Here is a 12,121-nt window from a genome sequence, read left to right on the forward strand (position 1 = left end):
AGCCATGTCCCACACCGCCCATATCGATACTTTTGCTGCCGACAACCTGCCGCCTGCCGAGCTGCAGCCCGACTATGTGTTTGATCTGCCGGAGCTGCAGTTTCCCGAGCGGTTGAACTGTGCCGCCGAGCTGCTGGACCGCCATGTGAAAGAGGGGCGCGGCAACCGGCTGTGCATACAGGCCGAGGGCGTGCGCTGGAGCTATGCCGATTTGCAGGACAGAGCCAACCGCATCGCCCGTGTGCTGACCGGGGAGATGGGCCTGGTGCCTGGCAACCGTGTGTTGCTGTGCAGCCCCAACAACCCCATGTTGGTGGCCTGCTGGTTCGGAGTGGTCAAGGCCGGTGGCATTGCGGTGGCAGCCATGCCCCTGCTGCGTGCCAAGGAACTGTCCACCATCGTGGATATCGCAAAGATCAGCCATGCGCTGTGCGCTGATGCGCAGCGCGCCGAGGTGCTGGGGGCGCAGCAAAAGAGCCCGGCTCTGCAATCGATCCGTTTTTTCAATGTGCCGGCCAGGGAGGCCGACTCGCTCGAAGTGCTCATGGAGCAGGTACCACCGGATTTCGATGCCGTGGATACGGCGGCCACCGATACCTGCCTGCTGGGCTTCACCTCGGGCACCACGGGTGTGCCCAAGGCAACCATGCATTTCCACCGCGACGTGATGGCCATCTGCGCCTGCTGGCCGCAGAGCACATTGCGCGCCCATGCAGATGATGTGTTTGTTGGTAGTCCTCCGATTGCCTTCACCTTTGGCCTGGGCGGGCAGGTACTGTTTCCGATGTCCATCGGTGCATCGATGGTACTGCTGGAGAAGGCGGGACCGGCCCAACTGGCGGACGGCATAGAGCGCTTTGGCGCCACGGTGGTGTTCACGGCGCCCACGTCCTACCGCGTCATGGCCCAGCAGGGCGAGCGCATCCGCAACACCCGGCTGCGCAAATGTGTTTCGGCGGGCGAGGCACTGACGGCATCCACGCGTGCATTGTGGAAGGATGCGACTGGCATCGAGATCATCGATGGCATTGGTTCCACCGAGATGCTGCACATCTTCATCTCGCACCGCGAGGAAGACGCACGGCCCGGCGCCACGGGCAAGGCCGTGCCCGGCTACCATGCCAAGGTGGTGGACGAGCAGGGCAACGAGGTGCCACCCGGCACCGTGGGCCGACTGGCCGTGCTGGGCCCCACGGGGTGCCGCTACCTGGCCGACAGCCGGCAGACCCAATATGTGCAGCGGGGCTGGAATCTCACGGGTGACGCCTACCTGATGGATGCCGACGGCTACTTCGTCTACCAGGCGCGTACCGACGACATGATCATCTCTGCGGGCTACAACATCGCAGCCCCCGAGGTGGAAGACGCGCTCATGGCCCATGCGGCCGTCGCCGAATGCGCAGTGATTGGCGTGCCCGACAGCGAGCGTGGCCAGATCGTCAAGGCCTTTGTCGTGTTGCGTTCCGGGCACGCGGGGGACGAAGCCATTGCCAAGGAGCTGCAGGACTTCGTCAAGCGCACTGTTGCCCCCTATAAATACCCGCGTGCGGTGGCCTTTGTAGAGCAACTGCCGCGCACGGCTACGGGAAAACTACAACGGTTTCGGCTGCACAGCCCGGCATAGTATCGGCTCGGTGAAATTTTCACGAACAGCAACGAGGAGAAAACCATGAAGCGCCATTCCTTGCAACACAGTCTGGTGGCCCTGTCCATCGGTGCCCTGATGGCTGGCGGGGCCTACGCAGCAGACCAGGTGAAAGTCGGCCTGCTCAGCACGCTCTCCGGCCCGGGCGCGGGGCTGGGTGTCGATATCCGCGATGGGTTCAACCTGGCCGTCAAGCACATGAACGGCAAGATCGGCAATCTACCGGCTGAGGTGGTGGTGGTCGACGACCAGCAGAACCCCGAAGTGGCCAAGCAGACCGCAGAACGTCTGCTCAAGCGCGACAAGGTGGATTTCATGACCGGTACGGTGTTCTCAAACGTGATGCTGGCCGTCGGGCAGCCAGCCTTTCAGAACAAGACCTTCTTCATCAGCCCCAATGCGGGTCCGTCGCAGTACGCCGGCGCGCAGTGCAACCCCTACTTCTTCAATGTGTCGCAGCAAAACGACGCATTGCACGAAGCAGCCGGCAAGACCATGCAGGACAAGGGCTTCAAGCGTGTGGCGCTGATTGCGCCCAACTACCCGGCGGGCAAGGATTCGATCGCAGGCTTCAAGCGCTTCTACAAGGGTGAGATCGGCATGGAGACCTATACCGCGCTCAACCAGCTCGACTACGGCGCGGAACTCTCCAAGATGCGCGCGGCCAATGTTGACGGCGTGTATATCTTTCTGCCCGGCGGTCTGGGTGTGAACTTCATCAAGCAGTTCGTCGGGGCAGGCCTGTCCAAGGACATGACCCTGTACGCTCCTGGCTTCTCGGCGGATGAGGACGTGATCCGCGCGGTGGGCGAGTCGATGCTGGGCACCTTCAACACCTCGCAATGGGCGCATGACCTGGACAACGCGGCAAACAAGAAGTTTGTGGCGGATTTTCAGAAGGAGTTTGGCCGCATGCCGTCGCTGTATGCATCGCACGGCTATGACGCCGCAAAGTTGATGGATGCAGCCGTGCGGGATGTCAAAGGCAAGCTCGACGACAAGGCTGCACTGCGCAAGGCGCTGGAGGCGGCCAAATTCGAATCGGTGCGTGGTGCGTTCAAGTTCAACACCAACCATTTCCCGGTGCAGGATTACTACCTGCGTGTGGTGACCAAGGATGCCCAGGGCAAGCTGACCAATCGCACGGTGGGCACGGTATTCAAGAACCACCAGGATGCCTATGCCAAGGACTGCAAGATGCAGAACCTGTGAGCAACCCTCAGGGTCGCTGCGCGGTTTTCCTCTTTGCACCGGCTGTCACCGGGAAAGGAGGTGGTCACCCTGCTGCGAAGCGGCCCTTGCCCGGCGCCTGCGGTTGGATCACACCGTCGCATGTGCCTTGAACCATGCCTTCATGAATAGCCGACTTCGATGAACGCCATCTTGATTTTGGAGCAATCGCTCAACGGACTGCAGTTCGGCCTGATGCTTTTCCTGCTGGCGGCCGGGCTGACGCTCGTCTTCGGCATCATGGACATGATCAACCTGGCCCATGGCTCGCTCTACATGATCGGTGCCTATCTGGTGGCCACCTTCAGCCAGGCCACGGGCTCGTTCTGGCTGGGCCTGGGCCTGGGTGTGCTCGCCACGGTGGTGGTGGGTGTGCTGCTGGAGTGCACCATCCTGCGCAGGCTCTACCACCGCGACCATCTGTCGCAGGTGATGGGCACCTTCGCCATCTTGCTGATGAGCAACGAAATCGTGCGCATCATCTGGGGAGCGCAGCCGTTGATGCTGAACCCGCCCGCGGCCCTGGCCGGGCCTGTTGAATTGATGAGCGGTTTCTCCTACCCCGCGTACCGCCTGCTGATCATCGGTGTGGGTCTGCTTGTGGCCTTGCTGCTGTGGCTGCTGGTCACGCGAACCCGTTTTGGCATGCAGGTGCGCGCCGGTGCCGCCAACCGCGAAATGGCGACCGCCATGGGGGCGAATGTGCGCCGTCTGTTCACCCTGGTGTTTGCGCTTGGGGCCGCCTTGTGCGCCGTGGCGGGCGGGATGCTTGGGCCGCTGCTGGCGGTGCAGGTGGGCATGGGCGAGAGCATTCTGATCCTGGCGTTTGTGGTGATCGTGATTGGCGGCATCGGCTCGATCCGCGGCGCGCTGCTGGGGGCTTTGCTGGTCGGTGTGGTCGATACGGCAGGCCGAACCCTGGTGCCGCTGCTGTTCGAAAAAACCATGGGGCCGGATGTTGCCGCCAACGCGGGCCCGGCTGTTGCCTCGATCCTGATCTATGTGCTGATGGCAGCCGTGCTGTTCTACAAACCCCAAGGCCTGTTTCCCGCCCATGACTGACACTTCCGCTTCCTACTCGGCTGCCAGCGGCCCCGCGCGGCCCAGTATCCTGGATCATCGCCTTCACTGGCGGGTGATGCTGCCCGTCTTTCTGCTGCTCGTGGCATTGCCGCTGCTCGCCCGTGCAATGAATGAGGATTTCTACATTGGCGTGGCCAGCCGCGTGCTGGTGTTTGCGCTGGCCGCGGCAAGCCTCAATTTCATCCTCGGCTTTGGCGGCATGGTCAGCTTCGGCCACGCGGCCTTCATGGGCCTGGGCGCCTACACGGTGGGCGTGCTGATGCAGCAAGGCGTGGCGTCCGCCTGGCTGGCCTGGCCGCTGGCGATGCTGCTGGGGGCTGGCTTTGCACTGGTGGTGGGGGCGATCAGTCTGCGCACGCAAGGGGTGTACTTCATCATGATCACCCTGGCATTTGCGCAGATGCTGTATTACCTGATCATGTCGTTCAAGGCCCTGGGCGGAGACGACGGCCTGTCGCTGCCCGCCCGTTCTCAGATTGGCTTTGGACTGGATTTGGGCGACGACACGACTTTCTACTACGTGGTGCTGTTGCTGGTGACCCTCTGCGTGCTGCTGATGGCGCGCATGCTCAATGCGCGTTTTGGCCATGTGCTGCAGGCGATCAAGGAGAACGAGATCCGCATGTCCGCGATCGGATTTCCTGTCTATCGCTACAAGCTTGCGGCTTTCACGATTGCCGGCGCCTTTGCCGGACTGGCGGGCGCCATGCTGGCCAACCAGAGCAGCTTTGTGGGCCCGGGCATGCTGCAGTGGACGCAGTCCGGCATTTTGCTGATCATGGTCATTCTGGGCGGGGTGGGGCATCTGTATGGCGGCCTGCTGGGGGCTGCGGTGTTCCTGCTGCTGGAAGAGGTGCTGGCCGCCTACACCATGCATTGGCAACTGGGCCTGGGGGCGGTGCTGCTGATCGTGGTGCTGGTGGCACCCAATGGATTGCTGAGCCTACGGCGCGGCATGTGGAGAAAGCCATGAATACAGTGGCGACACCTTTGCTGCAGGTGCAGGGCCTGGTCAAGCGCTTTGGCGGGCTCACGGCCACCGACCATGCCAGCTTCGATGTGCATGCTGGCGAAATCCATGCGCTGATCGGCCCCAATGGCGCGGGCAAGACCACCTTGATCCACCAGCTGTCGGGGGCCCTCGCTTCCGATGAGGGGCGGATACTTTTTGCGGGCGATGCAATCCACGCCATGGCGATGCCCGCGCGGGTGCAGCGCGGGCTGGTGCGCTCCTACCAGATCACCAGCATTTTCAAGCGCCTGTCGGTGTTGGAGAACATTGCGCTGGCCGTGCAGTCACGCGATGGCTCGAGCTGGCGCTTCTGGCGCCCTGCGCGCCTTGAAAGCGCGCGCTATGCGCAGGCTGCCGAAGTGGCCGCACGGGTGGGGTTGTCAGCCCAGCTGCAGCAACCAGCCGGCCTGCTTGCACATGGCGAGCAGCGCCAACTGGAAGTGGGGCTGGCGCTGGCCACGCGGCCACGCATGCTGCTGCTCGACGAGCCCATGGCAGGCATGGGGCCTGAGGAATCCGAAAGCATGGTGACGCTGTTGCAGCAGTTGCGGGGGGATACCACGATCCTGCTGGTTGAGCATGACATGGATGCTGTGTTCCGCCTGGCCGACCGCATATCGACTCTGGTGTTTGGCAAGGTGATCGCCAGTGGTACGCCCCAAGAGATCCGCAACCATGCCGAGGTCAAGCGTGCTTACCTGGGCGATGAGGCAGAGGAGGTGGCGCCATGACGGCTCTGCTGGAAGTCGAGCAACTGCAGACCAGCTACGGCAGCAGTCAGGTGCTCTTTGGCATGCACATGCAGATTGGAGCGGGCGAGGTTGCCACCTTGCTTGGGCGCAATGGCATGGGCAAGACCACGACGGTGCGCAGCCTGCTGGGCATCACCCCGGCGAGCAGCGGCAGCATCCGTTTTCGCGGCGAGCGCATCGAGCGGCTGGCGGCTGACCGCATTGCACGCATGGGCATGGCCGTGGTGCCTGAAGGGCGGCAGATCTTTGCAAATCTGACCGTGCAGGAAAACCTGCTGGCCTTTGCCGCCAACCGCAATGCCTCGGAAAACCCCTGGTCGCTGGAGCGGGTGTACGCGTTGTTTCCGCGTCTGGCTGAGCGTGCGGGCAATCTGGGCAACCGCCTGTCGGGCGGAGAGCAGCAGATGCTGGCCATTGGCCGGGCGTTGATGACAAACCCGCACCTGCTGATTCTGGACGAAGCCACCGAAGGCTTGGCGCCATTGATTCGCGAGGAAATCTGGAGCTGTCTTGCTGCCTTGCGTGCGCAGGGGCAGACCATTCTGGTGATCGACAAGTACGTCAAGCGCCTGATGGGGCTGGCTGATCGCCACACGATCATCGAGCGCGGCCAGGTGGTGTGGCAGGGCCCTTCGGCGCAGCTGCAAAGCCAGCCCGAGGTCTGGCAGCGCTATATCGGAATCTGAAATGGCAGCCTTGACCTGGCCCGAGCACGGCCCGTTTTTCCGCAGCAGCATGAGCATCCGCTTTGCTCACTGCGACCCGGCAGGCATCATTTTCTTCCCGCAGTACCTGGTGCTGTTCAACGGATTGGTGGAAGACTGGTTCAACCAGGCGCTGAAGCACCCCTACGCGCAGATGCTGGGGCCGGAGCGAACGGGTCTGCCCATCGTGCATCTGGAGTGCGATTTTCGCGCCATCGCCCGCATGGGCGATGCCGTGCACCTGGATCTGGCCGTGCAGAGGCTGGGCAGCCGCTCGCTGGAGCTGGTGCTGCGCTGCATGGGCACGGATGGTGTGCTGCGCGCGATGGCCCGCAAGGTGCTGGTCTTTACCAACCTGGACAGCCACGCAGCCGTGGCTGTGCCCGCTCCCATTCGTGCGGCGATCGAGCGCTGGATGGTGGGCGATGGCGTGCAATAGTTTTTGATCTGGAAAGGAATCGCTATGCAAGTACTACTTCCCCAGGGCTGGCCCCGCCCCAAGGGTTATGCCAATGGCGTGACGGTCACCGGGCGCCAGCTGTTCGTGGCCGGCATGATCGGCTGGGATGCGCAAGGCGTGTTCCACACGGATGATCTGGCGGGTCAGGTGCGTCAGGCACTGCAGAACATTGTGGCCGTGCTCGAAGAAGGCGGCGCCCGGCCCGAACACATCGTTCGCATGACCTGGTACATCACCGACAAGCAGGAATACCTGGCCCAGCAGGCCGAGATCGGCAAGGCCTACCGCGAACTGATCGGCAGCTTCAACGCCGCCATGACGGCGGTGCAGGTGGCGGCCTTGATCGAAGACCGCGCCAAGGTCGAGATCGAGGTGACGGCTGTGGTGCCGGATGCCAACTGAGCGGGCGGTTGCCGTGGCTCCTTCGCCTTTCAAGCTTTACCGCGATTTTGAATCGCAGGCGCAGATTGACGCAGCCTACGATCCGCTGCGGCCTGTGGCAGACCCGGCAGCGGCGCGCCAGCATTTTGTGCAGCGCAGTGCCCTTGCCCGGGCCCAACTGCGCTGTGAGTTGGACGTTGCGTTTGGTGCAACCCTGGCCGAGACGTTGGACATCTTCCATGCGCCAGACGGCGCGGCGGCTCCGGTGTTCGTCTTCTTCCACGGCGGGTACTGGCGGGCCAATACCTCCAAGGAGTTCAGCTGTCTCGCATGGGGGCCGCAGGCCCTGGGCTTTTGCACGGTGGTGGTGAACTATGCCTTGTGCCCGCAGGTCAGCGTTGATGAAATCGTGCGCCAGTGCCGGGCCAGCCTGGCATGGGTTTTCCGCCATATCGAAGCCTATGGCGGAGATCCGGGCCGGGTGGTGGTGGGCGGGCACTCTGCGGGCGGACAGTTGGGCGCCATGTGCCTGCAAACGCCCTGGGCCAGAGACTACGGACTGCCCAATGACCCGCTGCGCGGTGCGCTCCTGATCAGCGGTATCTACGACATTGCCCCGTTACGCTACAGCTATCTGCAGCCTCTGATTCAGCTCGATGAAGGGGTGATTACCCGCAATTCCCCCGCGTATGGCGCCCGCAGTTGCGCCACGCCGATGCACCTGGTGTGGGGTGGGCGCGAACAAAGCGAGTTCGAGCGCCAGTCCCTGCTGATGCATGCCGGATGGCAGGCTGCGGGCAATGTGTCGGAGCACGCAGCCCTGCCTGGCTGCGACCATTTCTCGGTGCTGCGCGGGCTGGAGGATCCGCAATCGGATCTGTGCCAGCGGCTGGTGCGTCTGGCGGCTTAGAACGGTCAGAAATCCAGCAGGCTGAAGCCCAGCGAGAACACCGTGCGCTTGTAGTTGTAGTCGATCAGGCTGTCACCATAGCCGTGAAACAGCTGGGCGTGCAGGCGCAGATTGCTCTTGCCGCCCATCCAGCCTTCGCCCAGCGTGTGCATCCACTCCAGGCGCCCCGAGCCCTTGCCGTGGCCGTTGAGCGAGCCGCGAGCGGTGAGGCCCATCCAGTTGCGCTGGTTCACGTTCCAGCCCAGCTTCAACTCGCCGCGACCGATGTAGTTCTGGATGCCGGGGTTGTTGTCGTCCTCGGCGCTTTCCTTGATGCGATGCCAGACCTTGGCCTGCAACTGCAGTCGGTTGTCCAGCTCGAAGCCGGTCATCAAGTAGGTGCGGTTCCAGCTGCGCGAGAGCGGATCGCTCTGGCCATTGGACTGGTGCACCAGGCCCACCCCGCTGTAGCGCCAGCGCCAGCCAAACGGCAGCTGTGCCGTAGTGGGGTAGACATAGAAAATCTCGGGCTCATGATCAGTGGTGCGGAAGGGGCGCGACATGTCCGAGTTGAACACCTGCCAGTACGACAGACCGGTGTAGCCGATCCACAGCGAATCGCGCAGCTTGCCATTGGGGTCGGTCAGCAGATTCTGCGCGAGCTTGGTACGCACCGACAGCTGGATGCGCATTTCCTGCTTCTGGTAAGGCTCGGCGGTAGGGGCCGAGTTGCCGGGGTTGCCCGAGGTCGGTTGCTGGTTGACATGGTCACCGGCTGCAATCGACACGGAAAGCGGGCGGTAGCCACGGAAGCTGAATTTGCCGCAATCGGTGCCGGCTTCCAGTTCCCAGAAGCGTGACATCTCGGTGTAGGCATCGTTACGGCAACCCCCAATGGGAGGCGCAATCTCTTCGGTAGCCGCCAGCGCTGTGGCGGGAGCGCGCAGGCCGGTGCTGGCAGGGCTTGCCTCGGCGGCCAATGGGGCCGTTGCTACAGCGGATGCGGGAGCCGGTGTCGGCTCTGCCGCCACTTGCTTGCTTTGCTGCTGCGCCCACTGATCGAAACAGGCCAGGCGTGCGTTGCTGTCCTGCTGCTGGGTGCACTGGCGCCAGGCGGTGTCCGTGGTATTGCTTGCAATGGCGGAGGCATTCTGTGCCCAGGCAGCGGGCAGGCCCAGGCAGGCGCCCAGTGCAGAGCAGGCGAGCGCCAGCGGGGTGCGCGCAAAGAAAGTGGTGTTCATGGGTGTTGGAGGGAGGTGCGTGCAGACGCGAGCGGGGCTGCACGGTCGCACATTATTGCTGCTGTTTGCGCATGACGAAAGGGACACTGTTGTCTTTATCATCCAGCCAGTCGCCACGGATCTCGCGTGCACAACTGCCTTCCACCACATCTCCGAGCCAGGTGCCGCTCACTTTTTTGCCGTCCGCTGATTCTTCCATCGTCAGCTTGCCCTGGTTGACATCGCCCACGACGACAGATCGGCCCGCAGGGCGTGCAATGCTGCCCTTGACCGTGCCGTTCCACTCCGGATGCGGTGCGAGCTGCAGCTGGATGGGGTCGGGCTGACCATCCATGGTGGCTGTCCAGCGACCCAGCAGCTCCGGCTGGTCCATTTGGGCTGCCGTGGGGCAGGCTGGACGTGGTTTTTGCTGATTTGTAGCGCATGCGCTTACCAGTAAAGCGCTTGCAGCTATTAAAAGTATAGTTTTATTCATGCGGATCAAACGGTGCCGGGACTGGCATTGTTGCTGGCGTTCTGCGCCTTCTTGGCAAATTCCTCACGCAGCTTGCGCAGCTTCTCGCGGGGGTCTTCGCGGGCGGTGCTTTGGTCCAGTCCCATTTCTTCAATAAAGCGGCTGGGCAGGGCGGAGACAAGCTCGCGTCCCTTTTTGCGGCGCTTGGTCCAGCTCACGGCCAGCGAGCGTTGCGCGCGGGTGATGCCTACATACATCAGGCGGCGCTCTTCCTGCAGCCGCAGGGCGACGTCTTCGGTCACTTTTTGCTGGCGGCCTTCGTCGTCTTCCAGCTTGAAGGGCAGCAGTCCTTCGTTGACGCCGATCAACATGACATGGGGCCACTCCAGCCCTTTGCTGGCATGCAAGGTCGACAGCACCACCATGTCCTGCTCCTTTTCTCGCTCGCTGATGGTCGAGAGCAGCGCGATGGTCTGCGAGACTTCCAGAAGGCTCTTGGCCTCGCTGGTGGTGGTGATGTCGGCGGTCGTCGAGGTCTGGCCACCCGCACGCTGGGCCATCCACTCACAGAATTCGAGCACATTGGTCCAGCGCGCGGCCGCAAGCTTTTCGCTGTCTTCGGCGTCGTACAGGTGCTGTTCGTAACCAATCTCCTTGAGCCACTCCATCAGGAACGCAAGCGATTCCTCGGCGCCGCGGGTCTGGCGTGCCCGGTATTCCAGGTCGTTGATGTAGCGGCCGAACTCCAGCAGGCTTTCACGACCCTTGGCGGGCATGGCGTCTTCGAGCATGCTGTTGAAGAGCGCACCGAACATGCTGCAGTGGTGCGCTTTCGAGAATTCGCCCAGCCGGCCCAGGGTGGTGTGGCCGATGCCGCGCTTGGGGTTGGTGATGGCGCGCAGGAACGCCGGATCGTCATCGTTGTTGATCCACAGCCGGAACCAGGCACATAGATCGCGAATTTCGGCGCGGTCGAAAAAGCTGGTGCCGCCCGAGACCTTGTAGGGCACGTTGGCGCGGCGCAAGGCCTTTTCAAACGGCTTGGCCTGGTGGTTGGCGCGGTACAGAATGGCAAAGTTCTTCCAGTCCGGCGGCGGGTTGGCGCTGGCGCGCAGGCTCATGATGCGCGCCACGACGCGCTCGGCCTCATGCTCCTCGGTATCGCAATCCACGATGCGCACCGGTTCGCCTTCGCCGAGTTCCGAGAACAGCGTCTTGGGAAACAGCTTGGGGTTGGGCTGGATCACATTATTGGCCGCGCGCAGGATGGCGCTGGTGGAGCGGTAGTTCTGCTCCAGCTTGATGACCTTGAGCTGCGGAAAATCCACCGGCAGCTTCTTGAGGTTATCGAGCGTGGCACCGCGCCAGCCGTAGATGCTCTGGTCGTCGTCGCCCACGGCGGTGAAATGGGCCCGCTCACCGATCAGCAGCTTCAGCAGATCGTACTGAGTGGCATTCGTGTCCTGGTACTCGTCCACCAGCACATGGCCGAGATGGGCCTGCCATTTGGCGCGCACGGCCGGGTGGTCGCGCAGCAGGCGCAGCGGCATGCCGATCAGGTCGTCAAAATCCACGCTCTGGTAGGCGGTCAGGCGCTCTTCATAGCGCTGCATGATGACCGCAATGGCGCGCTCGTTGTCATCGGCGGCCTGGGCGAGGGCCGCCTTGTAGTCCAGCCCCATGTTCTTCCATTTGCTGATCGTCCACTGCCACTGGCGTGCGGTGGCCGCATCTGCGGTGCCTCCGGCCGCATCTTTCAGGATGCCGACGACATCGTCGCTGTCGAGGATGCTGAACTGGGGCTTGAGGCCCAGCACATGACCGTCTTCGCGCACCATTTTCACGCCCAGGGCATGGAAGGTGCAGATCAGCACATCATTGGCGGCACGGCCGATCAGCCCCTTGGCACGCTCGCGCATTTCGGCGGCAGCCTTGTTGGTGAAGGTGATGGCAGCAATCTTGCGCGGTGCAAGGCCTGTCTCAATCAGCCGGGCAATCTTGTGCGTGATGACGCGCGTCTTGCCGGAGCCCGCACCTGCGAGCACCAGGCAAGGGCCTTGCGTGTAATGCACTGCTTGCAATTGGGCGAGATTGAGGCCTGCTGCCATGGAGCGATGAAACCTTGCGGATAAAAGATGAAGAAGGTGCAGAAGAATAGCGGCAAGCTCCGCCGACTGCAGACATGGGACTTTGTATATTTTTTTGTTACACAAAGCACACGTTTCGCCGGGCTGAATGTCAATCAATGTAGGTAGATGCTTTCCACCTTG

Annotated in this window: 12 protein-coding genes; 9 read left to right on the plus strand and 3 right to left on the minus strand. The window is 62.7% G+C overall.

Going from position 1 to position 12,121, the window contains the following annotated elements:
- Positions 1-4: 4 nt before the first annotated feature.
- The 9 genes from ABIE32_RS03775 (at position 5) to ABIE32_RS03815 (ending at position 8,177) form a co-directional block, all read left to right on the plus strand.
- Positions 5-1,624 (plus strand): AMP-binding protein, encoded by a 1,620-nt coding sequence (locus tag ABIE32_RS03775; protein ID WP_429014063.1) that lies wholly within the window; start codon positions 5-7, stop codon positions 1,622-1,624.
- Positions 1,625-1,669: 45 nt separating this feature from the next.
- Positions 1,670-2,857 (plus strand): ABC transporter substrate-binding protein, encoded by a 1,188-nt coding sequence (locus tag ABIE32_RS03780; protein ID WP_429014066.1) that lies wholly within the window; start codon positions 1,670-1,672, stop codon positions 2,855-2,857.
- 159 nt (positions 2,858-3,016) lie between these two features.
- Entirely contained in the window at positions 3,017-3,937 is a 921-nt protein-coding gene (locus ABIE32_RS03785; protein WP_429014068.1) for a branched-chain amino acid ABC transporter permease, read from the plus strand.
- Positions 3,930-4,931 (plus strand): branched-chain amino acid ABC transporter permease, encoded by a 1,002-nt coding sequence (locus ABIE32_RS03790; RefSeq protein WP_224152982.1) that lies wholly within the window; start codon positions 3,930-3,932, stop codon positions 4,929-4,931. Before ABIE32_RS03785 ends, ABIE32_RS03790 begins: the two co-directional genes overlap by 8 nt.
- Positions 4,928-5,701 carry an ABC transporter ATP-binding protein gene (locus tag ABIE32_RS03795; RefSeq protein WP_224152983.1) on the plus strand — a complete coding sequence of 258 codons (774 nt, stop codon included), beginning with the start codon at positions 4,928-4,930 and terminating at the stop codon, positions 5,699-5,701. The genes ABIE32_RS03790 and ABIE32_RS03795 overlap by 4 nt, the downstream gene beginning before the upstream one ends.
- A complete protein-coding gene (locus tag ABIE32_RS03800; RefSeq protein WP_429014072.1) occupies positions 5,698-6,408 on the plus strand; it encodes an ABC transporter ATP-binding protein in 711 nt (236 codons plus the stop codon). The genes ABIE32_RS03795 and ABIE32_RS03800 overlap by 4 nt, the downstream gene beginning before the upstream one ends.
- A 1-nt stretch (position 6,409) precedes the next feature.
- Positions 6,410-6,865 (plus strand): acyl-CoA thioesterase, encoded by a 456-nt coding sequence (locus ABIE32_RS03805; protein ID WP_224152985.1) that lies wholly within the window; start codon positions 6,410-6,412, stop codon positions 6,863-6,865.
- A gap of 24 nt (positions 6,866-6,889) precedes the next feature.
- Positions 6,890-7,288, plus strand: a complete 399-nt coding sequence (locus ABIE32_RS03810; protein WP_224152986.1) for a RidA family protein — start codon at positions 6,890-6,892, stop codon at positions 7,286-7,288.
- Between the two features lie 13 nt (positions 7,289-7,301).
- Complete coding sequence (locus ABIE32_RS03815; protein ID WP_429014076.1) at positions 7,302-8,177, plus strand: alpha/beta hydrolase; 876 nt, start codon at positions 7,302-7,304, stop codon at positions 8,175-8,177.
- Between the two features lie 5 nt (positions 8,178-8,182).
- On the opposite strand, the gene ABIE32_RS03820 is transcribed toward ABIE32_RS03815, so the two are convergent.
- The 3 genes from ABIE32_RS03820 to ABIE32_RS03830 all read right to left on the minus strand — a co-directional run bounded on the left by ABIE32_RS03820 (position 8,183) and on the right by ABIE32_RS03830 (position 11,959).
- Positions 8,183-9,397, minus strand: a complete 1,215-nt coding sequence (locus tag ABIE32_RS03820; protein WP_429014079.1) for a phospholipase A — start codon at positions 9,395-9,397, stop codon at positions 8,183-8,185.
- Between the two features lie 52 nt (positions 9,398-9,449).
- On the minus strand, positions 9,450-9,770 hold the full coding sequence (locus ABIE32_RS03825) for a hypothetical protein (RefSeq protein ID WP_429014082.1): 321 nt from the start codon (positions 9,768-9,770) through the stop codon (positions 9,450-9,452).
- Positions 9,771-9,877: 107 nt separating this feature from the next.
- Entirely contained in the window at positions 9,878-11,959 is a 2,082-nt protein-coding gene (locus tag ABIE32_RS03830) for an ATP-dependent helicase (protein ID WP_429014085.1), read from the minus strand.
- Positions 11,960-12,121: the final 162 nt, after the last annotated feature.

Source organism: Comamonas sp. 4034, from assembly GCF_050434545.1.
In the GTDB taxonomy this organism is placed as follows: domain Bacteria; phylum Pseudomonadota; class Gammaproteobacteria; order Burkholderiales; family Burkholderiaceae_C; genus Comamonas; species Comamonas odontotermitis.